We start from the raw sequence: 24613 nt of genomic DNA, 5'->3' as shown, positions 1-24613 counted from the left end.
ATGAAAATCACTCTCAATCACAGCCCATAAACGAGGGGAGAAACGGTGTTCAGTGTGCGCTTATGAAGAAAATAACGCCATCAATATGGGAGCCGCGAGGCTTAATAAGAAACCGTGTACGATGGCAGCAGGCACGACATCGATACCCGCGCTGCGCTGCAAAACGGGCAGCGTGAAATCCATCGAGGTTGCACCACAAAGGCCTAATGCACCCGAGCGATTACGCTGTGCCAACACGGGAACCAGCATAATCGCCAGTAGCTCGCGAGTCAGATCGTTGAAAAACGCGGTGCTGCCGATGACGGGCCCGAGGGCATCGGTTAGCAAAATGCCTGACAGCGAATACCACCCAGAGCCGGACGCCATCGCCAGACCGGTTTTCAGCGGCAGGCCCAGAATCCACGCGGCCAGCAGGCCACCACCGAGCGCACTGATACCGACGATAAGCGCGATGACCAGGCCGCGACGGTTTAATACGATTTGGCGCAGCGTCATCCCGCTGTTACGCAGTTGAACGCCGACCAGAAAGAGCAGGAAGATCAGGGCATATTCGCTGCCTTTGCTGGCGTAGGTGAATCCTGGCCATTGCGTTAAGCCCAGCAAAAAACCACCGAATACCACGCCACAGAGTTTGAACGATTCAAGGATCATCCGCAGTCTGGACGGCGGAGCGGCGTCTTTGTACTTGCTACGCCACGCGCTGCGTTTTTCCCACAGCCACAGGGCAATGCCGTTTGCCGCGACAATACAGAAGGCGAAGACGGCGGTATAACGGAAGATCAGTAACAAATTGCTGCTGAGATTTTCCAGAAAAGCCAAGCTTATGCCCATCAAAAACAGAATAACGTACACCATCCAACTCAGCAGTCGGTTAATCAGCTGTAATCCTTTTTTGCCGCGCAGCGGTACCAGATAGCCAATGATAAGCGGTAATAAAATAATTAATAATCCTGAATACATCACAGAATTGATGTCCTTGCGCGATAAAAACGGCGCTAATCCGTATTTTAGGATTGGCAGGGGCCGTAGTTAAACCATGAGGCTTTTCTTCTTCAGTTCTACCCCGATAGGTATCGACACGGCAGAAACACAAACCGTGCGTTGGCAACATCGTCATTAACAATATTGTCATTAACAGCATCGTGGGATTCATCGGCTACACTTGGCGGGAAGAAAAACGATAATCTATTAAAATTAAACAAATTATCGGGATGAGTAAAGCGCTGTCTGGCAGGATATTCTATACAGTGAGCATTTTTGCAGCAGAAACGCGCAGGCCGCTGCTAAAGGAGGGAAAGATGCATCTGGAAAGTATTGAAATCCTGGGATTTCGGGGAATCAATCGTCTGTCGCTGACGCTGGACGAGAACAACGTACTGATTGGTGAGAACGCGTGGGGGAAATCAAGCCTGCTGGATGCGCTCTCGCTGCTGCTGGCACCGACGCTACCACTTTATCATTTTGATATGCAGGATTTTCACTTCACGCCGGGAGATGAAAATAGCCGGGAAAAGCATCTTCAGGTTATTTTCACGTTTTGCGAGACGGCACCCGGCCATCATTTATCTCCTCGCTACCGTTCGCTTAGTCCCGTTTGGGTGGAAGGCGATGCGTCGCTATACCGCGTTTTTTATCGGTTGGAAGGTGAGGTGGACGAAAGCCAGTCGGTCTTCACCTGGCGCAGCTTTCTGGACGCCGACGGGCACCCGATACCGTTGGATGATATTGATGAATTGGCTAGAGAGATTATCCGCCTGCATCCGGTGCTACGGCTGCGTGATGCGCGTTTTATGCGGCGCCTGCGTTCCGGGACGTTGGCCGCGACGTTAGATAACAGCAATGAAAAACTGGCTCAGCAGTTTGAGCAACTGATGCGTGAGCTGGTGCAAAATCCGCAGAAGCTGACGGATAAAGAACTACGTCAGGGGCTGGTGGCGATGCGGCAACTGCTGGAGCACTATTTTTCCGAGCAGAACGCCACGGGTAACGACCGGCGCCATCATCGGCATGCGCGAACGCATAACGGTAAATCATGGCGATCGCTGGATAATATCAACCGCCTGATTGCCGACCCCAATAGCCGCAGTCGCCGGATTATCCTGCTGGAATTGTTTTCTACGTTGTTACAGGCAAAAGGATCGGTTGCGTTGGATCCCCATGCGCGTCCGCTTTTGCTGATTGAAGACCCGGAAACCCGGCTGCACCCGATTATGCTATCCGTCGCCTGGGGGCTTCTGGTGCAGTTGCCGCTCCAAAAGCTCACCACAACGAATTCAGGCGAGCTGCTGTCGCTGGTGCCGATGGAGCAGGTGTGCCGTCTGGTGCGTGAATCCTCACGGGTAGCGACATACCGCATTGGCCGTCAGGGGATGAATGCGGAAGACAGCCGACGCATTGCGTTTCACATTCGTATGAATCGACCCGCATCACTCTTTGCCCGTTGCTGGCTGCTGGTGGAAGGGGAAACCGAAGTCTGGATGCTGAATGAACTGGCGCGCCAATGCGGACATCATTTTGAGGCGGAAGGGGTGAAAGTGATTGAATTTGCCCAGTCTGGGCTCCGGCCATTGTTGAGGTTCGCACGTCATATGGGGATTGAATGGCATGTGCTGGTTGATGGTGACGACGCGGGGAAAAAATATGCCGCAACGGCAAAAAGCATGTTAACCGCACAGGGCGAAAGCGAGCGCGATCACTTGACCGTCTTGCCTGCATCGGACATGGAACACTACATGTATCGTGAGGGATTCAGCCACGTTTATCACCGCATCGCGCAGTTGCCGGAGAAAGTGCCGCTCTCGATGCATAAAATCATCATCAAGGCGATCCATCGTTCATCCAAGCCCGACTTGGCGATTGAAGTGGCGATGGAGGCCGCGGCAATGGGCAGCGAGGCAATCCCACCGCTTATTCGCAGCATGTTCTCCCGCGTGCTGTGGTTGGCCCGCGGGCGCGCAGATTAACAGTATCTACAAATAAAAAAATGCCGCTCGATATAACGAACGGCATTTGTCGCATTATAGTCATTTTACGGTTTAGCGTAGTGTGTTCTGAGTCGATGTGTAGGGTGTAGAAACGGTCAGGATACGGCCTCGGCGATTTGCGGCACGATCAGGCAGGCATGATTGCCTTTTAGCCCTTGATGAACATCAAACCTGACAACCTGCCCGGCTTTCAGAGTCCGGTAGCCATCCATTTGAATGGTTGAGTAGTGCGCGAAGATATCGTCACCGCCCCCTTCTGGACAGATAAAACCAAACCCTTTGGCATTATTGAACCATTTAACAGTACCTGTCTCCATGCATTGACATCCTTCGCAAGAGTATTCTTTTCAGTAAGGTGTGGTTATTTGGTTACTACGAATACGAATTGATTAAAACTCCATCAATTCATCCGTACACTTTAGTGAAATCGATCTCGGCGTCAAGCGATCCACCACGCGGTGAGGAGGGCAGTTTGCCAAAATTTGATGCAGATAACGCTATTGATGAATCCACGATCGCGTTGCGTCATCAAGATATCGGTTACAGGCCTTGAATTTTGCTTTCCGGGAACCATTTAATCCCTCAGGTGGTAAAATAAAAAGCAGACGTGCTACTGTAAATGTAGCGATACCCGTCATCTTTCAAGTCGCAGGCGCTCATTTCCTGCTTCTCGGATCTATTAGGAATAAACAGACCAATGTCGTGAGTCGCGATATTCGTTGCATGATGTGGATAGAGAATGGGAAACAACAGTACGTGGTCACAATCTGAGAACCTGACCACCGATAAACAGAAAGAAAAATTGCAGCCGCCTTCCATGTATAACGTGGTGTTGAATAACGATGATTATACCCCGATGGAATTTGTTATTGACGTTCTGCAAAAGTTCTTTTCTTATGATATTGAACGTGCCACACAGCTTATGTTAACTGTGCATTATCAGGGTAAAGCGATTTGTGGCGTATTCAGCGCTGAAGTGGCTGAGACCAAGGTTGTACAAGTCAATCGTTATGCCAGAGAAAACGAGCACCCGCTGCTCTGTACGCTGGAAAAAGCCTGAAATCAGGCGATTTATTGGGAGAGGTGCCTATGCTCAATCAAGAACTGGAACTCAGTCTCAACATGGCTTTCGCCAGAGCGCGTGAGCACCGACACGAGTTTATGACCGTGGAGCACCTGCTGTTGGCTCTGCTCAGTAACCCAGCCGCCCGTGAAGCATTGGAAGCCTGCACGGTAGATTTAGCCGCGCTGCGTCAGGAACTGGAAGCGTTCATTGAGCAAACCACACCAACATTACCGCAGAGTGACGACGAGCGTGAAACGCAACCCACGCTCAGCTTCCAGCGCGTACTCCAACGCGCCGTCTTCCACGTGCAGTCCTCCGGCCGCAGCGAAGTGTCTGGCGCCAACGTTCTGGTTGCAATTTTTAGCGAGCAGGAATCTCAGGCCGCCTACCTGCTGCGCAAGCATGACGTCAGCCGCCTGGATGTCGTGAACTTTATTTCTCACGGCACACGTAAAGAAGAATCCGATCAGGCGCCAAACCCTGAAAGTCCCGTCAATGAAGAACAGGCAGGAGGGGAAGACCGTATGGAAAACTTCACCACCAATCTGAATCAACTGGCTCGCGTTGGCGGTATCGATCCGCTCATTGGCCGGGATAAGGAACTGGAGCGCACGGTTCAGGTATTGTGCCGTCGCCGTAAAAATAACCCCCTGCTGGTCGGCGAATCCGGCGTCGGTAAAACCGCGATTGCTGAAGGGCTGGCCTGGCGTATTGTGCAGGGCGATGTACCGGAAGTGATGGCGGAGTGCACCCTGTACTCGCTGGACATCGGCGCGCTGCTGGCAGGCACCAAATACCGTGGTGATTTTGAAAAACGCTTCAAGGCGCTGTTGAAGCAGTTGGAGCAGGATAAAAACAGTATTCTGTTCATTGATGAAATCCACACGATTATCGGCGCTGGCGCGGCGTCCGGTGGTCAGGTCGATGCCGCTAATCTGATTAAGCCCCTGCTTTCCAGCGGCAAGATTCGCGTTATTGGCTCTACCACCTATCAGGAATTCAGCAATATCTTTGAAAAGGATCGGGCGTTGGCGCGTCGTTTCCAGAAAATCGATATCACTGAACCGAGCGTGGAAGAAACCGTACAAATCATTAATGGTCTGAAGCCGAAATATGAGGCTCACCATGATGTTCGCTATACGTCGAAAGCGGTTCGTGCCGCAGTAGAGCTGGCTGTGAAATATATCAACGATCGTCATCTGCCGGATAAAGCGATTGATGTGATCGATGAGGCTGGTGCGCGCAGCCGTCTGATGCCGGTCAGCAAACGTAAGAAAACGGTCAACGTGAGTGACATCGAATCGGTTGTCGCTCGTATCGCCCGTATTCCAGAGAAAACCGTCTCCGCCAGCGATCGCGATGTGCTGAAAAACCTCAGTGACCGCCTGAAAATGCTGGTGTTTGGGCAGGACAAAGCAATCGAAGCCCTGTCTGAGTCTATCAAGATGAGCCGTGCAGGGCTGGGTCAGGAGCGTAAACCGGTCGGTTCCTTCCTGTTCGCGGGTCCTACCGGTGTCGGTAAGACGGAAGTGACGTTACAACTGGCCAAAGCGCTGGATATTGAACTGCTGCGCTTTGATATGTCCGAATACATGGAGCGTCATACGGTTAGCCGCTTGATTGGCGCGCCTCCCGGCTATGTGGGTTACGATCAGGGCGGTCTGCTGACGGATGCGGTGATTAAGCATCCTCATGCGGTGCTGCTGTTGGATGAGATCGAAAAAGCGCATCCTGACGTCTTTAACCTGCTGTTGCAGGTGATGGATAACGGTACGCTGACGGACAACAATGGCCGTAAAGCGGATTTCCGCAATGTCATTGTCGTCATGACCACCAACGCGGGCGTGCGGGAAACACAGCGTAAATCCATCGGCATCATTCATCAGGACAACAGTACTGATGCGATGGAAGAAATTAAGAAGGTGTTTACGCCAGAGTTCCGTAACCGTCTGGACGGCATTATCTGGTTCAACCATCTGTCGACCGATGTCATTCAGCAGGTTGTCGATAAGTTTATCGTAGAACTTCAGGCGCAGCTGGATGCGAAAGGCGTATCGCTGGAAGTGAGCGATGAAGCGCGCGACTGGCTGGCAGAGAAAGGCTACGACAAAGCAATGGGTGCCCGACCAATGGCGCGCGTGATGCAGGAAAGCCTTAAGAAACCGCTGGCCAACGAGCTGTTATTTGGTTCGCTGGTGGACGGTGGTTCGGTTACGGTGGAATTGGATAAAGAGACGCAACAGCTGACGTACGGCTTCCAGAGTGCGCAGAAGCGGAAAGCAGAAAGCGTTAATTAATCACATAGTGTGTTATCTAAAAGGGATGCTGAGGCATCCCTTTTTACGTTCTTAGCCCGTGCTGAATAGTGTGGCTCCCCAAAAACTGTTTTAAAAAACAAAAGCCCTTGCCATGAAGGGAAGGGCTGGGGAGGGAGTCACATCCTCATATATCGCTGTGATCAGCGATGGGCGAACCGGTTAGCGGCTGCGGAAGACAATGCGGCCTTTACTCAGGTCGTACGGGGTTAACTCTACAGTGACTTTGTCACCCGTCAGGATGCGGATATAGTTTTTACGCATTTTACCGGAGATATGAGCGGTAACCACATGCCCGTTTTCCAATTCAACGCGGAACATGGTGTTGGGCAGCGTATCAAGCACGGTGCCTTGCATTTCAATATTGTCTTCTTTGGCCATCGAATCCTCTAGGTCTAACTACCTTTATTTTTTAACCGCAAGATAATGCCGAAAAACTGACACTATGTAAAGAAGCGTTCGCGTTTGGGGCGTTATTTGCCCGATTTCTCTGTCAGAATGCGGGTTCTGCGAGCTGTTGTGGTTGCCAGCAGCCATCATCGACCGCAATATCCTGCCACTGAGAAAGCTGTTGCAGAAAGCGATCTCGGGGTATTTCACTCACGCCGAGAGAAGCGGTATGGGAGTTTAGCACCTGACAGTCGATCAGATGACCACTATGGCGAATAAAATGTTGTTGAAACGCCAGCAGCGCGTATTTTGACGCATTATCCGTGCGGCTGAACATCGACTCGCCGCAAAATAATCGTCCTTGCTCAATACCATAGAGCCCACCCACCAGTGCGCCATTCTGCCACACTTCGACAGAATGTGCTTTTCCGACCTGATGAAGCTGGCGATAAGCCGAGATAATGTCCGGCGTAATCCAGGTGCCGTCATGGTGCTCATGCGCGCAGGCGTGAATGACATCATCAAATGCCTGATTCAGCGTCGCGTGAAACGTATGGCGCTTCAGAAATTTTTTCATGCTGCGGCTGAGATGGAGTTCACCAGGAAACAGGACCGCGCGTGGGTTTGGTGACCACCATAAGATCGGCTCACTGGGAGAGAACCAAGGGAAAATGCCCTGTCGGTAAGCTGCGTTTAACCGGGCGACGGAGAGATCGCCGCCAACGGCCAGTAGGCCGTTGGGGTCATCTAGCGCATGGTTCGGATCAGGGAACTGAAGCGATTGAGACGAAAGCTGGTATAAGCGCATGTTTTTCAAACGTTGTGTTTCACGGAAATTGCCTTAAACGTGCTGGCGGAATTGCCAATAACGACCTTGTTGTGCCATTAAAGCCTGATGGCTGCCCTGTTCGATCACTTTACCATCGTCCAGAATGCAGATGCGATCCATCGATTCTAAGCCGTATAGCCGATGAGTGATGACGATCAGCGTCTTATTGGCACAGTGCTGGCGGAGCAGTTGCAGAATACGCTTTTCGGTTTCTGCATCCAACCCTTCAGTCGGTTCATCCAATAGAACGAGCGGTGCGTCGTGCAATAAGGCACGTGCCAACGCGATACGGCGCTGTTCGCCACCGGACAGCTGTCGACCGCCTTCTCCCAACCAGGCATTCAGCCCTTCGTTTTCCAGCAGTTTTTCTAACCCAACCTGCTGTAATACCTCGGCCAGTTTTTCATCTCGTGCGGTCGGTGCTGCCAGCAGCAGGTTATCACGCAGCGTTGCGCTGAAAATGTGCACGCGTTGTGGCACCACGCTCATCATGGCGCGGAGATCGTCTTCCCGCCAATCGGCAAGGGGATGTCCATTCAGCGTAATCTCGCCGTATTCACAATTCCATGCACGGGTCAGCAATTGCAATAGCGTCGATTTCCCGCATCCGGTACGCCCCAGCAGCGCCAGATGCTCGCCCGGTTGAATGGAAAGGGTAATATTCTGCAGCACGGGCAGTGGTTGACCGGGATAGGTGAAACCGACATGTGAGACATCGAGAGACGCCTCGCGTGAGGTTTCTGGCCCACTCTCTGGGAACGTGACGTCAACGGGCTGGCGAATGATTTGATCGACCCGAGCAGCGGAGGCAATCACTTGTCCCATATGCTGGAAGGCCACCGTGACGGGTGCCAGCGCTTCGAAAGCCGCAAGTGAGGCGAACACGAACAGGGCAATCAACGCACCGGGCTGTGGATTACCGCCAACGCCATCTGCTGCCAGCCACAGAATCAGCGTAACGGTCAGTCCGCTGCATAAAATCATCACCGCCTGAGATAGGCCGGTAAGGTTGGCCTGCTGGCGCTGGCGGCGCAGCCAGTTAATTTCCACCAGAGCCAACTGCTGACGGACGCGACTGAGTGCGCCGAAGACGGTGAGCTCCGCCTGACCTTGCAGCCAGGTCGTTAACTGAAGGCGGTATTGCGCACGCAGCGCGGTCAAATCTTGTCCGATGCCGTTTCCTGCCCGATAAAAGACAATCGGCAGGCACAGCAGCAGTGCCAGCATAATGGCACCCAGCGTCAGAGCGAGTGAGGCATCAATGAAACTCAGACCGTAGCAAACGATAAGAATGACGGCGAATGCGCTGACGATGGGTGAAATTACGCGGAGATAAAGGTGGTCGAGCGTATCTACGTCCGCCACGAGCCGGTTTAGCAGTTCAGCCTGACGAAATTGCGCTAATCCCCCCGGAGAGAGCGGCAGAATGCGAGAAAAGGTGAAAACACGCAAGCGTAGCAAAACGCGGAAGGTGGCATCGTGGCTGACGACTCTTTCCCCGTAGCGTCCGGCCGTACGTGCAATCGCTGCACCCCGTACGCCAGCGGCGGGCAGCATATAGTTAAAGGTGAGCAACCCGACGATCCCTGCCAGCGCGGCACCTGCCAGAAACCAGCCAGATAGGGCGAGTAGACCAATACTGGCGAGCAGCGTAGCAATAGCCAATACCACGCCCAGACTCAAATACCAGAAGTGCTGACGATAAAGCGCCAGAAACGGTTTTAATACCTGCATCGTTTTCATCTGAGCCATTACAGCGCCTCCTGTCTTTGTGCCAGCAGCGTCGCGAAGGGACCCGCTTCAGCTCGGAGTGTTTGATAATCACCTTGTTGAACTAACCGACCGCCGTCCATGACCCAGATCGTGTCATACTCGGCAATCTCGGTGAGTTGATGCGTGACCAGCAGCGTGGTCTGCGAACGCGCCGCGTCGTTCAGCGCTGTCATAACCAGATCCTCGCTATGGGCATCCAGGCTCGCTGACGGCTCATCCAGCAGCAGTAAGTTGCAAGGATGAATGAGCGCACGGGCAACGGCGACACGCTGTGCTTGTCCGACAGAAAGGCGTGCCGCACCGTCACCGATTGTCGTTTCCAGACCTTGCGGGAGCTGCGGTAAAAATTCCTGTACATACGCGTGCTCAATCGCATACTGCAATTCCAAAGGGCTGGCCTGCGGATTACCCAGCAGAATATTGCTGCGTAGCGTCTGCTCCGGCAGGTGGGGATTTTGTCCGACCCAGCTTAACTGCTTACGCCATGATTCAGGCGTTAGCGTGTTCAATGCCTGACCGTTGACGGTGAGTGAACCGCGGTAGGGCAGGAATCCCAGCAGCACATTAAGCAGTGAGCTTTTTCCTGCTCCGCTGAGGCCGACCAGCGCGATACGTTCACCTGCGCGAATATCGAACGTCAACGGTTGGGTCAGCGGTGTGCCATTCGGCGCGAGGACAACCAGATCTTCCGCTCGGATAGCAATGGCGGTATCACTGCTGAATTCGTGTGTGCCAAAGCCGACCGTCTCGCCTTCCTCTGACAAAAAGGTCACCAGCGATTCCGCTGCACCGATAGCCTGAGCCTTGGCATGATAGAAGGTGCCCAAATCGCGTAAAGGCTGAAAGAATTCCGGTGCCAGAATCAATACAAGAAAACCAGCGAAGAGCGTCACACCCATGCCGTAATGACCAAAATCCAGTTCCCCGAGATAAGAGAAACCGAAATAAACGGCGACTACGGCGATTGAAATGGAGGCGAAAAACTCCAGCACGCCCGAGGAGAGAAACGCCATGCGCAGCACTTCCATCGTGCGACTACGGAAATCTTCGGAAGCATGACGGATTTGTTCGATTTCAGCCTTGCCACGATGGAACAGGCGTAACGTCTCCATCCCGCGCAGGCGATCGAGGAAGTGTCCGCTCAGGCGTGCCAGCGCCAGAAAGTTACGTCGGTTGGCATCCGCCGCGCCCATGCCAACCAGTGCCATAAAAAGCGGGATAAGCGGGGCAGTGAGAAACAGAATCAGGCCTGCGGCCCAGTTGAGCGGGAAAATCGTGATTAAGATAAGCAGCGGAATCAGCGCAGCAAGATACATCTGCGGCAGGTAGCGGGCGTAATAATCCTGCATGTCATCAACCTGCTCAAGAATCATCGTTGCCCAACTGCCAGCGGGTTTGCCCTGTACCCAGGCAGGACCAAGCTGTTGTAATCGGTCCAGTACCAGCTTACGAATTTGCTGTCGAACGGCTTGTCCGCAAAGAAAGCCAACACGCTCGCGTAACACACTGTTGAGTGCGCGCAGAATAAATGTGCCGATCAGCAGAAGGAAGGGGGAGAGCAGGGATTCGCGAGTAGCATGCTCGATAATCAAGGCATGAAGCAGCGTAGCTAACAGCCAGGCTTGCGCCACGATTAACGCACCGCTCAGGAATCCAAGCAGGAGTGAAATCCGTAGCCAACGTTGCGCCAGCTTACTCTGCTGTTTCAGCCAGGCGGTCAGTTCTTGCTGTCTGGTTTTTTTCATCAGGCACCAGTTCGTTATATTGCAGAAATGGACTTAACAGAAAATAACTCTCATGCAACTGTTAGTTAACAAAATTATCTTCTATCACGCAGAATGACGCCATGTTACCGCGACAGGGGCGCGCTGCAAACGAAAAGGAGAAGGGAAATGGGTGAGGCGATCAATTTTGTGTTGCGGAAGGTAAGCCAGAAGTGAAGAAAACGGAACGGCCGTCGCCGCTCCGTTATCAGCAGCGTATTACTTGTTGACGGTCAGCCCGTCAAGATAACGTTCAGCATCCAGTGCCGCCATACAGCCGGTACCTGCGGAGGTAATGGCCTGACGGTAGATGTGATCCATGACGTCGCCTGCGGCAAAGACGCCAGGAATGCTGGTTTGTGTTGCGTTGCCATGAATACCGGACTGCACTTTGATATAACCGTTTTCCAGTTCCAACTGACCGCCAAATACGGCCGTGTTCGGACTGTGGCCGATAGCGATAAACACGCCAGCCAGCTCCAGTTCTTCTGCGGCGTCGCTCTGCGTATCGCGGATACGCACACCGGTTACGCCCATGTCATCGCCCAGTACTTCGTCCAGCGTACGATTGGTATGCAGGATGATGTTGCCGTTTTTAACTTTGTCCATCAGGCGATCGATCAGAATCTTCTCTGAACGGAACGTCTCGCGACGGTGAATTAAATGCACTTCCGCCGCGATGTTAGACAAATACAAGGCTTCTTCTACTGCGGTATTCCCGCCGCCAACCACGGCGACTTTCTGGTTACGGTAGAAGAACCCGTCACAGGTTGCGCAGGCAGAAACCCCTTTGCCTTTAAACGCGTCTTCAGATGGCAGACCAAGATAACGCGCTGATGCCCCGGTAGCGATGATTAGTGCGTCACAGGTGTATTCGGCGCTATCACCGAATAAACGGAAGGGACGGTTCTGCAAATCAACACGTTCAATATGATCGAAGATCACTTCAGTATTGAATTTGGTCGCGTGTGCATGCATACGCTCCATTAACAGCGGGCCAGTTAAATCATCGGCATCACCCGGCCAATTTTCTACTTCGGTCGTGGTCGTCAGCTGACCGCCTTTTTCCATACCCGTGATTAATACTGGCTGTAAATTCGCCCGTGCAGCATAAACAGCGGCAGTGTAGCCAGCCGGGCCTGAACCCAGAATCAATAACTTGTGATGTTTAACAGTACCCATGCTTTCCTCATTTCATGACGGCGGATAAGGTTCATATGAACGGTCTCTACGACAAACACGTTTCTTTACTACGAACCGTCTCTACCACGGACAATGCGAATGATTGTAAGGAAATTACAAGAGTAAAAAAAGTATGCAGAAAAGTTGCTGGCTATTTGTTTAATCGTTAATGACGATGGTGACGACAAATCGCTGAAAAATCAGCCACATTCATAAGTAAAATGATTGAAGTTACCTCGGCGAAGGGCTCTGGCTTATCCAATCTGGCAGTTTCTTCTGATTTTCGTTGTTTTGCTTTGACAATCGGCTGTGCATTTGCGAAAACATCTGGGTAAGAGGAAATTTTTTGTATGTGAACAGTTAAAAGCTCGGCTTTTTATTCGTTTTTGCGCAGGTAGGCCTTTGGGCCACGGATATGACGTGATGGTCTTCTTCGCGGGTAAGCAATACGTGGGGCGAGAACGAGAAGTTAATGACTGTTGATATACAAAATAGGCAGCGTGTCTTCTTTAAGGGTAGCTCTGATACATGAGGTCTATCGGGGTAAAGCGGGTGCAGGGAAAAGTGAAGAGAGACAATAATAATGGTAGACACTAAAAAACGGCCAGGAAAAGATCTCGATCGTATTGATCGTAACATCCTGAACGAATTGCAAAAAGATGGGCGTATTTCCAATGTCGAGCTTTCCAAACGTGTTGGGCTGTCGCCAACGCCTTGTCTGGAACGTGTGCGTCGTCTGGAGAGACAGGGTTTTATTAATGGCTACACAGCGCTGCTAAACCCGCATTATCTGGATGCGTCACTGCTGGTTTTTGTTGAAATAACGCTAAACCGCGGTGCGCCTGATGTGTTTGAACAGTTTAACTCTGCGGTGCAGAAGCTGGAAGAAATTCAGGAGTGTCATCTGGTTTCCGGTGATTTTGACTACCTGTTGAAAACACGCGTGCCGGACATGTCTGCTTATCGTAAGCTCCTGGGCGAAACGCTGCTGCGTTTGCCGGGCGTAAACGACACACGTACTTACGTGGTGATGGAAGAAGTGAAGCAAAGCAACCGTCTGGTCATTAAGACCCGGTAAACGTGTGGGTGCAAAACCCGATAAATTCAGCTACACTCCTGTGAATTTATACAGTCCCAGCGCCGGGTTTTCTCGGCGCTTTGTCATAAACCTTACAGGCCCCTGGAGAGACTCTTGAGCCAGGAATATACAGAAGACAAAGACGTTACCCTGAAGAAACTCAGCGGAACGCGTCGCTTGCTCGAAGCGATTTTAATCGTTGTGGCACTTTTTGCTGTTTATCTCGGTGTCGCACTACTCAGTTTCAGCCCCTCCGATCCTAGTTGGTCACAAACTGCGTGGCATGAACCTATCCACAACTTTGGTGGTGTGGCGGGTGCCTGGCTGGCGGATACGCTGTTCTTCATTTTTGGCGTTCTGGCCTATGCTATTCCACCGATCATGTTATCCCTGTGTTGGGCGGCTTTCCGTCAGCGTGATAACCAACAATCTATTGAATATTTTACCTTTTCACTTCGCCTGATTGGGACATTGGCGCTGATCCTGACCTCTTGTGGTTTGGCTGCGTTGAATATTGACGATCTCTACTATTTTGCTTCCGGTGGTGTTTTGGGAAGCTTGTTGAGCAGCTCAATGATCCCGCGTTTCAACAGCATGGGTGCAACGCTGATTCTGCTCTGTGTGTGGGGCGCAGGATTAACGCTGTTTACCGGCTGGTCATGGTTAACGATCGCTGAAAAAATTGGCGCAGGTGTGTTGGGCTGTCTGACGTTTATGTCAAATCGTTCGCGCCGCGACGAGGACTATCGTGAAGAAAACGATCGTGAAGAGGATGAAAGCGACGTGCTTAATCTGCGCCACGATGAAGCGTCGGGCGAGGAAATAACACAACAGCGTGATGACGATGACGTTCTGTTTTCTGCGTCTTCCGTTGCTGATGCGGTAAACGACACGGCGGCAGAAAATAAGATAGACGTGTCATCACCGTTAGCTGAGAACGCACCGACAGCGACACAACCAGTACTCTCCGCAGAAACGCTAGTGGCAGGGTCAACATTGTCTGATGCGGCAGTGCCTGATTCAGCATTATCAGAATCAGTCTTCTCTGCTTCATCGTCTGGCATGGTGCCGCCCGTTACTCCATCTGCGATTGATTCGACGCCGTCGCTAAATCCGCCGTTGTATTCGTTTGAAGTCCCTGAAACGCCAGCGACAATGCCAGAGATCGCAACCTCGCCTGAACTCCATAGCAGTGTGTATGCACCTTACGGAAATAGTTACGGAGAGAGTGCCGTACCACCGATTGTCACGGCACCTGTGGTTCAACCTTTTGCTGAGCCGCCACAACCTGCACGCGATACGGATTTCAATACGAACAGCACGTTTATGCCTGCGTTCAGTGCCGATGGCGCTGATAATCCGCAGATTAAACGCGGCGTAGGGCCTGAACTGCCACGTCCTAACCCGGTACGCATTCCTACTCGCCGCGAGCTGGCGTCATACGGAATCAAACTGCCGTCGCAGCGGCTGGCTGAAGAACAAGCAAGGCTGCAGGCGCAGAACGGTAGCGCAGAAACGGAATTGGCGAATGACGTGTATCAGGAAGAGACACCGGATGACATCGCCCAGCAGGAAGCGGCATTGCAGCAAGCGTATCTGGATCAGCAACGTCAGCGTTATGGTGATGAATACCCACTGCAAGAAGACGATGAAGACGCGCTTCTGCAAGCGCAGCTAGCCAGAGATTTCGCAGCACAGCAGCAGTCACGTTATGACGACAGTGCGTTGCAGCGCGATGAGGAAATCCCTGCTCCGATAGCACCGCCTGCGATCAGTGAGCCTGTTCAGCCAAACTCTGCCACATCGCACAACGCTTTTTCATTCTCGCCGTTTAGTGCGGAGAATGAACGCGAACCTGAACCGCATACGTTCAGTGAACCCACCTCTACCTATTCACAGCCGTCCTATAACGCCGAGCCAGAGCTTCCGCCGATGCATGCTGGTGAAGATGAGGACGACGACGATGATCGCAACCCGTTGGCGTTTAGTCATCCAATGCAGCCGGCGTCAGCGCCTGTTGAGGCTGCGAAACAGGAAACTGTGGCAACACCAACGCATCATCCGGCAATGGATGGCTTGATTCACCCGTTCCTGATGCGTAATGAACAACCGCTACAGAAGCCAACTACGCCGCTGCCAACGTTAGATTTGTTGACGCCACCGCCGGCTAGCGAAGCGCCTGTTGATAATTTTGCACTGGAACAGACGGCGCGGCTGATTGAAGCGCGTCTGGCTGATTTCCGGGTAAAAGCTGATGTGGTTGATCACTCTCCTGGACCGGTGATCACACGGTTTGAATTGGATCTGGCTCCGGGCGTTAAAGCGGCTCGTATCTCGAATTTATCGCGCGATTTGGCACGTTCACTGTCGGTTGTCGCGGTGCGTATTGTTGAGGTTATCCCCGGCCGACCATACGTCGGACTGGAGTTGCCGAATGCGCATCGCCAGACGGTTTACCTGCGAGAAGTGCTGGACTGCGATCAGTTCCGGGATAATCCATCGCCGCTGTCGATTGTGCTGGGTAAAGATATTGCGGGCGAACCTGTCGTTGCCGATTTAGCGAAAATGCCACACCTGTTGGTTGCGGGTACAACGGGGTCGGGTAAATCGGTCGGCGTCAACGCCATGATCATCAGTATGTTGTATAAAGCCACGCCGGAAGATGTACGCTTTATCATGATCGACCCGAAAATGCTGGAACTCTCGGTGTACGAAGGTATTCCGCATTTGTTGACGGAAGTCGTGACCGACATGAAGGATGCGGCCAATGCGCTGCGCTGGTGTGTCGGTGAAATGGAACGTCGCTATAAGCTGATGTCAGCGCTTGGCGTACGTAATCTGGCGGGATACAACGAACGGGTGATGACGGCAAATGCAATGGGGCGTCCGATCCCCGATCCGTTCTGGAAGCCAGGTGACAGTATGGATATGACGCCGCCGGTGCTGGAAAAACTACCGTATATTGTCGTGATGGTCGATGAATTTGCTGACCTGATGATGGCGGTGGGTAAGAAAGTTGAAGAACTGATTGCCCGACTGGCGCAAAAAGCGCGTGCTGCGGGGATTCACTTGGTGCTGGCGACGCAGCGTCCTTCGGTTGATGTCATCACCGGATTGATCAAAGCAAACATTCCGACGCGTATCGCGTTTACCGTTTCCAGCAAAATCGACTCACGGACTATCCTCGATCAAGCAGGGGCAGAGTCGCTATTGGGAATGGGGGATATGCTGTATATGGCACCTAACTCCTCAATACCTGTTCGTGTTCATGGTGCTTTTGTGCGCGATGAGGAAGTTCACGCTGTTGTTCAGGATTGGAAAGCGCGCGGTCGCCCTCAATATGTCGATAATATTGTCAGCGGTGGCGACGATGCTGAAGGCGGAAGTCTCGGTCTTGATGGCGATGAAGAACTCGATCCGCTGTTCGATCAGGCGGTAGCGTTTGTCGTCGATAAGCGTCGTGCATCAATCTCTGGCGTGCAGCGTCAGTTCCGAATCGGATATAACCGCGCCGCGCGAATTGTTGAGCAAATGGAGGCGCAGGGTATTGTCAGCTCTCCAGGACACAACGGTAACCGCGAGGTATTGGCACCGCCATCGATGGAATGAGAATACAGTACTTATTGACGTCACCCCACTAAGGGCTGCGCGAGCAGCCCTTATGCAAAGAAGCGTAAAAGCGGCAATAAGCAGATAATTCACCTATCACCGTCCGAGTGGGTTCAGATAACATAGATCTATAGATAACGTAGTTCGACGAATAACACCGATCTGTAAAGAACATAGGCGCTATGAAAAGCGTCTGGCTTCGATAGATGAAGATTTGTTATATTAAGAAATTCAAAGGATTATGCGTATGAAAAAGTGGTTAGCTATCAGTTGCCTGATTGCAGGTGTTACCTCAACCGCTGTCTATGCGGACGCGGCAAAAGATTTGCAGGGTCGCCTCAATAAAGTAAACAGTTTCCACGCCAATTTTAGCCAGAAAGTCACCAGCGCCGATGGTGCAGCGGTGCAGGAAGGGGAAGGCGAACTGTGGTTGAAACGTCCTAACCTATTTAACTGGAAAACCACATCACCTGACGAAAGTGCATTGATTTCTGACGGTAAAACGCTTTGGTTCTACAATCCGTTTGTTGAACAAGTCACGGCAACCTGGCTGAAAGATGCAACAGGCAATACGCCGTTTATTCTGATTACGCGTAACGACACCAGCGACTGGAATAAATACGATGTGCGCCAGAAAGGTGATGACTTTGAGCTTACGCCGAAATCAGCGAGCGGTAATCTGAAGCAGTTCGTGATTAACGTGACGACAAGCGGCACAATCAAGCAGTTTACCGCAACGGAACAAGATGGGCAGCGAAGCACTTATGTGCTGAAAAACCAGCAAAACGGCGCTGTTGATGCCGCGCAATTCACGTTCACACCGCCGAAAGGCGTCACGCTGGATGACCAGCGTCAGTGAGGCCAGAGTGAGCAACCTGTCACTTGATTTTTCCCATAATGAATTCCAACCGCTGGCCGCGCGTATGCGGCCTGCGACGTTGGCACAGTATATCGGCCAACAGCACCTGTTAGGGGCCGGTAAGCCTCTGCCACGAGCCATTGAGGCAGGGCAGTTGCACTCAATGATTCTCTGGGGGCCGCCAGGAACGGGAAAAACCACGCTGGCAGAACTGATTGGTCATTACGGGCAGGCTGATGTTGAACGTATTTCTGCCGTGACGTCCGGTATCAAGGAGATTCGTGAAGCGATTGAGCGTGCCCGTCAAAATCGCAATGCAGGGCGCCGCACTATTTTGTTTGTCGATGAAGTCCATCGTTTCAACAAAAGTCAGCAGGATGCGTTTCTGCCACATATCGAAGATGGAACGATCACCTTCATTGGTGCGACAACCGAAAACCCCTCTTTCGAACTCAATTCCGCATTGTTATCTCGTGCCCGCGTCTATTTGCTAAAAGCGCTGACGGCGGAAGATATCGAACAGGTCTTGCAGCAGGCCATGAGCGACAGCGAGCGAGGATATGGCGGACAGAATATTGTCCTGCCTGCCGACACCGCGCGAATGCTGGCCGAATTGGTCAACGGCGATGCCAGACGTGCGCTGAATAGTCTGGAAATGATGGTGGATATGGCGGAAATCGACGCGCAGGGCATACGTGTTCTGACGCCAGCACTCCTCAACGAAATCGCTGGCGAGCGTAGTGCCCGCTTTGATAAAAAAGGTGACCGATATTACGACCTGATTTCGGCGTTGCATAAATCGGTAAGAGGTTCTTCGCCGGATGCGGCGCTTTATTGGTACGCCAGAATCATCACCGCCGGTGGCGATCCGCTGTATGTTGCCCGACGACTGTTGGCGATTGCATCGGAAGATGTCGGCAATGCTGACCCGCGTGCGATGCAGGTGGCTATCTCCGCCTGGGATTGCTTCACTCGCGTCGGCCCGGCAGAAGGGGAGCGTGCTATTGCTCAGGCGATTGTTTATCTGGCCTGTGCCCCTAAAAGTAACGCTGTCTATAGCGCGTTTAAAGCCGCGATGCAGGATGCGCGCGAGAAGCCAGACTATGATGTTCCCGAGCATTTGCGTAATGCGCCTACCAAGTTAATGAAAGAAATGGGGCTCGGCGCAGAGTATCGGTACGCACACAATGAACCTAATGCCTATGCCGCTGGCGAGAGCTATTTTCCGCCGGAAATGGCCGATACGCACTATTACGCGCCGACCTCACGCGGCCTTGAGGGCAAAATTGGTGAAAAGCTCGCCTGGCTTGCCACTCAGGATCAAAATAGCCCGACAAAACGCTACCGTTGAACTAAGCGTTGCGGTAAGGTTATTACGGTATTTTCTGAAACCGGCCGCGTAGCGCGCCGTGTACGCCATTATTTCATCTGATAATCATAAGCACAGGATTAGCATGCTCGATCCCAATTTACTGCGTAATGAGCTAGACGCAGTCGCCGAAAAGTTACTGGCTCGCAGAGGCTTTAAGCTGGATGTTGAGACCCTGCGTAAGCAGGAAGAACGTCGTAAAGTATTGCAGGTAGAAACCGAAAACCTGCAGGCAGAGCGTAACTCCCGATCGAAAGAGATTGGTGCAGCGAAAGCACGCGGTGAAGATATCGAGCCTTTGCGTCGTGAAGTTAACACATTAGGCGAAAAACTGGATGCCGCGAAAGCCGAGCTGGATCAGTTGCAGAATGACATTCGCGATCTGGCGTTAACGATCCCGAACCTGCCGGACGACTCTGTGCCGCTTGGAAAGGATGACACGCAGAACCAGGAAGTGACTCGCTGGGGTGAGCCACGTAAGTACGATTTCCCGGTACGCGATCATGTGGAACTCGGTGAGATGGCTGCCGGGCTGGATTTTGCCGCTGCGGTGAAATTAACCGGTGCGCGTTTTGTCGTGATGAAAGGACAGATTGCCCGTCTGCATCGTGCGCTTGCCCAGTTCATGCTAGATTTGCACACACAGCAGCATGGCTATCAGGAAGCGTATGTCCCTTATCTGGTCAACCACGCCACGCTATACGGTACAGGCCAGCTGCCTAAGTTTGGTGAAGACCTGTTTCATACCACTCCGCTGAGCGAAGAAGCAGAAAGCAGCAGCTATGCGTTGATTCCGACGGCTGAAGTTCCGTTGACCAATCTGGTGCGTGACGAGATTCTTGATGAAGAATCCTTACCGTTGAAAATGACTGCACACACGCCGTGCTTCCGTTCAGAAGCTGGCTCGTATGGTCGTGATACGCGTGGGTTGATTCGTATGCACCAGTTTGACAAGGTTGAACTGGTACAAATCGTCCGTCCTGAAGATTCCATGCAGGCGTTGGAAGAATTGACGACTCACGCTGAAACTGTACTGCAACTGCTGCAATTACCTTATCGTAAGGTCTTGCTGTGTACGGGTGATATGGGCTTTGGCTCCACTAAAACTTACGATCTGGAAGTCTGGTTGCCGGCGCAGGATACGTACCGTGAAATCTCTTCCTGCTCAAACATGTGGGATTTCCAGGCGCGCCGTATGCAGGCTCGCTGCCGTAGTAAGTCCGATAAAAAGACTCGACTGGTTCACACGCTGAACGGTTCTGGTCTGGCAGTCGGACGTACACTAGTGGCCGTTCTGGAAAACTACCAGCAGGCTGATGGCCGTATTGAAGTTCCTGAAGTGCTGCGTCCGTATATGGGCGGCTTGGAATTTATTGGCTAATCGCAGTTACCTGAATCAAGCGCCTAAGGGCGCTTTTTTTATGCCATAGCGTCGGTAATATTTTTTCATCGTAAAAGTAGCGTATCAACCTGCATCACTTAATTTTTAAGTTAAAACTGATTTAAAATCAGTAAAATAGCAGCATCCTTTTTTTAGCGTGACGGCCTTCCTATGGACGTTGATGAATACTTTCAATCCATCATTTGAGAAAGGACTTTTAGCACTTTTTGCCCGGATTGACTTTTATATACGCAGTGGCATGATGCGCTCACTCTTCTCCGGTTGCTTGGTTATCCACTTCGCTATGTCTGCTTATTCCCGCCCAGTGCTGTTATTGCTCTGCGGACTTTTGCTGCTGACGGTTTGTATTGCGGTATTAAATACCCTGGTACCACTGTGGCTGAGTTATCAATCTCTTCCTGTCTGGCAGGTTGGCCTTGTTGGGTCATCCTACTTCGGCGGCAATTTGGTTGGCACGTTATTAGCCGGTAAGTTAATCAAACTTTATGGATTTAACCGTAGCTATTATTTCGCGGCTTTATTATTTGGTATTGCGATCGTTGGCCTCGGTATTTCTGGGGATATCGCTAGCTGGCTGTTCTGGCGCTTCCTTGCCGGTATCGGCTGTGCATTAATCTGGGTCGTGGTTGAAAGCGCCTTGTTATGTAGCGGAACGCCGACGCAGAGAGGGCAACTGCTGGCTGCTTATATGATCGCTTATTATCTCGGTAGCGTGATTGGACAGCTTCTGCTTGGCGTATTGCCAGCTGCGTTGCTGGGCGTGCTGCCGTGGATGGTTGCGCTAGTGACTTTGGCCGTATTACCACTGCTGTTTACTCGTCTCCCTACGCCACCAGAGCAGCAAGAAAAGCATATCAATATGTGGAAAATGCTGACGTATCGCAGTGCCCGTTTAGGCGTTCACGGCTGTATTATTTCCGGCGCAATTTTAGGATCGCTGTATGGCCTGATGCCGCTGTACCTCTCTCATCAGGGAATGAATGATGCGCAGGTTGGATACTGGATGGCGCTGTTGATCAGTTCTGGGATTATCGGTCAATGGCCTGTTGGACGTATGGCCGATCGATATGGCCGGCTGTTGGTTCTGCGGGTATTAGTCTTTGTGGTGATTATTGGCTGTATTGCAATGTTAAGCATTAGCCACTATGCGATGGCACCATCGCTGTTCCTGCTGGGATGTGCAGGGTTTACGCTGTATCCCGTTGCTATGTCGTGGGCATGTGAAAAAGTGCGCCCTGACGAACTGGTCGCGATGAATCAGGCGCTGCTCCTCAGCTACACGCTTGGCAGTCTTTGCGGACCAAGCGTTGCTGCGGTGTTGATGCAGAGCTACTCCGATCGATTGCTGTTTGTTCTGATCGCTGTTGTTGCCATGATCTACCTGATGCTGTTGCTCAGAAAGGCCGATCACCACCCAACGCCATTAGCTGCTGCTTGAGCCAGCGGCATCAAGGCTGGCCAACGAACTTTGTCCAGCTTCTACCATGTTATTCCACAGCGCTTCCGCTACTGGGCTAAGGCGCTGTTTTGCGTTTCGCACCAGATAAAATATGCTGGTTAGCTTTAAACGATCTGGGGCGACCGCAGCAAGCTTTCCTTTTTCAACCCAGGCGTTAGCATAATGATCGGGAAGAAAGCCAATATGGGTTCCTGCCAGCAGAAGCAGTAGGCTTCCCTCAAGATGCCAGGCCGTTTGGTGGAAACCTTGCTTTGATACAGGACCTAACTGTTTAGATATTTCGTTGAAGGCGTGTCCACCGATTAGCAATCGACGAGGATTTAATTCACCATTGATCCATTCGCGCTCTATAATTTCAGCATTTTCTGCTAGTGAATAAAAGTAACTGTGTTCAACGAATACAGGCTCATAAAAAATGTCTGAGGGAATATCATCGGGCAGGGCACTGAGAACAATGTCGAGATGTCCGTTTTTTAACCGCTCCATGAGTGGAAGGTATTCCATAATTTCAAGTTCGACATTAACTTCTGGGCTTTGGGCATAAAGCTGGGTTATCGCCTGAGATACAACATTATTGGGGTGGGTTGCAATGTTATCCAGACAGCCTAATTTGACTTTACCTATCAACTGATGCTTGATACGGGCTAGTCTGTTAGCAAAGTCATCAAGTGTGGAAATGACAGATTTTGCTTCCTGATAGACAACCTCACCTTCGGTCGTTAAGGCAAAACCACCACGTCCACGTTCACACAAGACAAGCCCGAGTGTATCCTCAAGGCGAGACAGGTAGTGACTGAGTACGGGCTGGCTTAAGCCTGTTGCGGCTTGTGCATTAGTAATCCCTTGTTTTTCAACAATTTTACAGAAAAGTTTTAACCAGCGAATCTCCAGTTTATCTAAGCGCATAGCATGTCCTTCGCATACATCACATATCTGAATGTTAACATCAAAATATATCTGTATTAATCGATATGAAACCCATTTATCGTGTTGTCACGCCACATCACTGATGTGGTTACCACAAAAAGTGTGGTTTTATGCGTCACATCAGGGTCTCTCATAAGCACAATGGTGTTGTTAGCTTGCTGACGGCACCATTGTTCTATACGCCGCCAGGCAACCTCTATAAAATATCACAACGATACAATAATTATTTGCTGCTTATTTAATGGAGGAAATATGTCTCACGGGAAAGCTGTGCCTGAAAAAGAACTACAGGAGCGGCAAATCTATGATTACGAATACGAAAAAGTTCCTGTCGAAGCAAGGAAAAGTTGGTATGTCATTGCCTTAATATGGCTGGCCGTAGGGATCGACATTTCTGGTTTGTTTCTCGGATCTTTTCTAAGTAGTGGATTGCCGTTTTCTCAGGCTGTCAGTGCCACACTTATTGGCTCCGCCTTACTGGGTATTCTTGCTGCATTATGTGCGAATGTTGGTTATGGCTGTGGGCTATCAACAACGCTACTGAGTATCTCTGTTTTTGGGCGACTAGGTGGGAAAGTGATCGGCGTATTCTCCGCTGTTTCACTGGTTGGATGGTTTGCCTTTCAACTCGATTTCTTTGGCGTGATGCTGCAAAAAGCACTGTTACATTATCAATTTGAACCTGGACGTTTTTTTATCCTGCTTTTCGGCATGATATTAATGGCACTGACGGCCATTTGGGGCGTTAGGGCGTTAGGGAAATTAAGCGTATTAAGTGTCCCGCTAATGCTTATACTCATCGTTTCAGGAATATCTCTCGCCGCTAACGGCCATTCTTCTCCTGCTGAAGTTGTCATTAAAAATCCGATAAGTTTAGGAAGTGCTATTTCTTACGTTGTTTCTATCTGGATAGTGGCGGCCAGTATCGTATCACCTGATATCGCTCGTTACTCCAGAACGCGTAAAGATGCCATATTAGGCTCAGGCTTAGGGTTCTTACTGGGAAACAGCGCAACGATTCTTGTTGCACTCATATTGACTCATATGGTTGGTAGTGACGATTTGGTTGAAATATTTTTCACCATAGGGCTTGGTGTTTCAGCGATTGTGATTTTAATTTTTGCGCAATGGACGACGAATAGCTCTAATCTAATTTCCGCCTCATTAGGTTTATCTGTTGTTATCAGAGTAATATCTCGGCCAATACTCGTTGTGTTGATGGCATTTGCGGGTCTTTTTCTGGCCTATAACGGGATGATTAATAACTTCACCCAGTTTCTGTCGTTACTCGGTGTTCTGATTTCCCCTATTGCAGGGGTTTACCTTGCTGAATATTACTTTTTTGATTCCTCGCGCCTAAAGCAGGATGCATCACAACCACCTTTACTGAATATTTGTGCCTCTATCGCATGGTTATGCGGCAGTTTTGTAAGCTTATTAACCGCTACAGATTTCTTTGATTTGTTTACGATCACATCCGTTTCTACATTGGATGGCATAATAATCAGCCTAGTGATGTATATCGCTATGCGGAAAATGTTCCCGCAGTTGGCAGAGTCTGCCCATTCGTTCTCTAAATCCTAGGTTGCTCAGTGGTTATTGGATAGG

Annotated in this window: 18 protein-coding genes; 10 read left to right on the top strand and 8 right to left on the bottom strand. The window is 51.1% G+C overall.

Annotation, left to right across the window (positions count from 1 at the left end; all coding sequences use genetic code 11):
- Positions 1-60 precede the first annotated feature (60 nt).
- Positions 61-960, bottom strand: a complete 900-nt coding sequence (locus tag LOZ86_RS12815; RefSeq protein ID WP_230243165.1) for a LysO family transporter — start codon at positions 958-960, stop codon at positions 61-63.
- Positions 961-1298: 338 nt separating this feature from the next.
- Here LOZ86_RS12815 and LOZ86_RS12810 point away from each other — a divergent pair, with 338 nt between their 5' ends.
- Positions 1299-2963 (top strand): ATP-dependent endonuclease, encoded by a 1665-nt coding sequence (locus LOZ86_RS12810; RefSeq protein ID WP_039481423.1) that lies wholly within the window; start codon positions 1299-1301, stop codon positions 2961-2963.
- Between the two features lie 116 nt (positions 2964-3079).
- Here LOZ86_RS12810 and cspD read toward each other — a convergent pair whose 3' ends face one another.
- Positions 3080-3301 (bottom strand): cold shock-like protein CspD, encoded by a 222-nt coding sequence (cspD, locus tag LOZ86_RS12805; protein WP_039481420.1) that lies wholly within the window; start codon positions 3299-3301, stop codon positions 3080-3082.
- 422 nt (positions 3302-3723) lie between these two features.
- On the opposite strand from cspD, the gene clpS reads away from it, so the two are divergent.
- Together clpS and clpA are read left to right on the top strand one after the other, a co-directional pair.
- Positions 3724-4044: an ATP-dependent Clp protease adapter ClpS gene (clpS, locus tag LOZ86_RS12800; RefSeq protein ID WP_010306375.1), complete on the top strand. Its 321-nt coding sequence runs from the start codon at positions 3724-3726 to the stop codon at positions 4042-4044.
- A 29-nt stretch (positions 4045-4073) separates the two neighbouring features.
- Positions 4074-6347 carry an ATP-dependent Clp protease ATP-binding subunit ClpA gene (clpA, locus tag LOZ86_RS12795; RefSeq protein ID WP_165708080.1) on the top strand — a complete coding sequence of 758 codons (2274 nt, stop codon included), beginning with the start codon at positions 4074-4076 and terminating at the stop codon, positions 6345-6347.
- 180 nt (positions 6348-6527) lie between these two features.
- Here clpA and infA read toward each other — a convergent pair whose 3' ends face one another.
- From infA to trxB, 5 genes are all read right to left on the bottom strand, one after another.
- Entirely contained in the window at positions 6528-6746 is a 219-nt protein-coding gene (gene infA, locus LOZ86_RS12790; protein WP_002211347.1) for a translation initiation factor IF-1, read from the bottom strand.
- A 112-nt stretch (positions 6747-6858) separates the two neighbouring features.
- The gene (gene aat / locus LOZ86_RS12785) at positions 6859-7563 is read right to left on the bottom strand and encodes a leucyl/phenylalanyl-tRNA--protein transferase (protein ID WP_039481412.1); all 705 of its coding nucleotides are present in this window, start codon (positions 7561-7563) and stop codon (positions 6859-6861) included.
- A gap of 33 nt (positions 7564-7596) precedes the next feature.
- The gene (gene cydC, locus LOZ86_RS12780; protein WP_052012023.1) at positions 7597-9318 is read right to left on the bottom strand and encodes a heme ABC transporter ATP-binding protein/permease CydC; all 1722 of its coding nucleotides are present in this window, start codon (positions 9316-9318) and stop codon (positions 7597-7599) included.
- A gap of 17 nt (positions 9319-9335) precedes the next feature.
- The gene (gene cydD, locus LOZ86_RS12775) at positions 9336-11102 is read right to left on the bottom strand and encodes a heme ABC transporter permease/ATP-binding protein CydD (protein ID WP_039481405.1); all 1767 of its coding nucleotides are present in this window, start codon (positions 11100-11102) and stop codon (positions 9336-9338) included.
- A 237-nt stretch (positions 11103-11339) separates the two neighbouring features.
- Positions 11340-12302 (bottom strand): thioredoxin-disulfide reductase, encoded by a 963-nt coding sequence (gene trxB / locus LOZ86_RS12770; protein WP_010277214.1) that lies wholly within the window; start codon positions 12300-12302, stop codon positions 11340-11342.
- 583 nt (positions 12303-12885) lie between these two features.
- On the opposite strand from trxB, the gene lrp reads away from it, so the two are divergent.
- From lrp to LOZ86_RS12740, 6 genes are all read left to right on the top strand, one after another.
- Positions 12886-13380 carry a leucine-responsive transcriptional regulator Lrp gene (lrp, locus tag LOZ86_RS12765; RefSeq protein WP_005967536.1) on the top strand — a complete coding sequence of 165 codons (495 nt, stop codon included), beginning with the start codon at positions 12886-12888 and terminating at the stop codon, positions 13378-13380.
- A gap of 114 nt (positions 13381-13494) precedes the next feature.
- Positions 13495-16989, top strand: coding sequence for a DNA translocase FtsK 4TM domain-containing protein (locus LOZ86_RS12760; RefSeq protein WP_039481402.1), 3495 nt, complete (start codon positions 13495-13497; stop codon positions 16987-16989).
- A gap of 247 nt (positions 16990-17236) precedes the next feature.
- The gene (gene lolA, locus LOZ86_RS12755) at positions 17237-17848 is read left to right on the top strand and encodes an outer membrane lipoprotein periplasmic chaperone LolA (RefSeq protein WP_039481399.1); all 612 of its coding nucleotides are present in this window, start codon (positions 17237-17239) and stop codon (positions 17846-17848) included.
- A gap of 7 nt (positions 17849-17855) precedes the next feature.
- On the top strand, positions 17856-19199 hold the full coding sequence (locus LOZ86_RS12750) for a replication-associated recombination protein A (protein ID WP_039513934.1): 1344 nt from the start codon (positions 17856-17858) through the stop codon (positions 19197-19199).
- Positions 19200-19302: 103 nt separating this feature from the next.
- Positions 19303-20598, top strand: a complete 1296-nt coding sequence (gene serS / locus LOZ86_RS12745; protein WP_039481396.1) for a serine--tRNA ligase — start codon at positions 19303-19305, stop codon at positions 20596-20598.
- A gap of 304 nt (positions 20599-20902) precedes the next feature.
- A complete protein-coding gene (locus LOZ86_RS12740; RefSeq protein WP_039481395.1) occupies positions 20903-22057 on the top strand; it encodes an MFS transporter in 1155 nt (384 codons plus the stop codon).
- On the opposite strand, the gene LOZ86_RS12735 is transcribed toward LOZ86_RS12740, so the two are convergent.
- Entirely contained in the window at positions 22043-22984 is a 942-nt protein-coding gene (locus tag LOZ86_RS12735; RefSeq protein ID WP_039513918.1) for a LysR family transcriptional regulator, read from the bottom strand. The two genes, LOZ86_RS12740 and LOZ86_RS12735, sit on opposite strands and share 15 nt — an antisense overlap.
- Before the next feature lie 273 nt (positions 22985-23257).
- Between LOZ86_RS12735 and LOZ86_RS12730 the strand changes: the two genes are divergently transcribed.
- Entirely contained in the window at positions 23258-24589 is a 1332-nt protein-coding gene (locus tag LOZ86_RS12730; RefSeq protein ID WP_039481391.1) for a cytosine permease, read from the top strand.
- The last annotated feature ends 24 nt before the right edge of the window (positions 24590-24613 follow it).

It is taken from the genome of Pectobacterium parvum, from assembly GCF_020971565.1.
Taxonomy (GTDB): domain Bacteria; phylum Pseudomonadota; class Gammaproteobacteria; order Enterobacterales; family Enterobacteriaceae; genus Pectobacterium; species Pectobacterium polare.
This window is presented reverse-complemented; position numbering and strand designations above follow the sequence as displayed.

Excerpts from the sequence above, each read along its gene's own strand:
- LOZ86_RS12815 (WP_230243165.1), bottom strand. The coding sequence starts at position 960 with ATGTATTCAGGATTATTAATTATTTTATTACCGCTTATCATTGGCTAT.
- LOZ86_RS12810 (WP_039481423.1), top strand. The coding sequence starts at position 1,299 with ATGCATCTGGAAAGTATTGAAATCCTGGGATTTCGGGGAATCAATCGT.
- cspD (WP_039481420.1), bottom strand. The coding sequence starts at position 3,301 with ATGGAGACAGGTACTGTTAAATGGTTCAATAATGCCAAAGGGTTTGGT.
- clpS (WP_010306375.1), top strand. The coding sequence starts at position 3,724 with ATGGGAAACAACAGTACGTGGTCACAATCTGAGAACCTGACCACCGAT.
- clpA (WP_165708080.1), top strand. The coding sequence starts at position 4,074 with ATGCTCAATCAAGAACTGGAACTCAGTCTCAACATGGCTTTCGCCAGA.
- infA (WP_002211347.1), bottom strand. The coding sequence starts at position 6,746 with ATGGCCAAAGAAGACAATATTGAAATGCAAGGCACCGTGCTTGATACG.
- aat (WP_039481412.1), bottom strand. The coding sequence starts at position 7,563 with ATGCGCTTATACCAGCTTTCGTCTCAATCGCTTCAGTTCCCTGATCCG.
- cydC (WP_052012023.1), bottom strand. The coding sequence starts at position 9,318 with ATGCAGGTATTAAAACCGTTTCTGGCGCTTTATCGTCAGCACTTCTGG.
- cydD (WP_039481405.1), bottom strand. The coding sequence starts at position 11,102 with ATGAAAAAAACCAGACAGCAAGAACTGACCGCCTGGCTGAAACAGCAG.
- trxB (WP_010277214.1), bottom strand. The coding sequence starts at position 12,302 with ATGGGTACTGTTAAACATCACAAGTTATTGATTCTGGGTTCAGGCCCG.
- lrp (WP_005967536.1), top strand. The coding sequence starts at position 12,886 with ATGGTAGACACTAAAAAACGGCCAGGAAAAGATCTCGATCGTATTGAT.
- lolA (WP_039481399.1), top strand. The coding sequence starts at position 17,237 with ATGAAAAAGTGGTTAGCTATCAGTTGCCTGATTGCAGGTGTTACCTCA.
- serS (WP_039481396.1), top strand. The coding sequence starts at position 19,303 with ATGCTCGATCCCAATTTACTGCGTAATGAGCTAGACGCAGTCGCCGAA.
- LOZ86_RS12740 (WP_039481395.1), top strand. The coding sequence starts at position 20,903 with ATGTCTGCTTATTCCCGCCCAGTGCTGTTATTGCTCTGCGGACTTTTG.
- LOZ86_RS12735 (WP_039513918.1), bottom strand. The coding sequence starts at position 22,984 with ATGCGCTTAGATAAACTGGAGATTCGCTGGTTAAAACTTTTCTGTAAA.
- LOZ86_RS12730 (WP_039481391.1), top strand. The coding sequence starts at position 23,258 with ATGTCTCACGGGAAAGCTGTGCCTGAAAAAGAACTACAGGAGCGGCAA.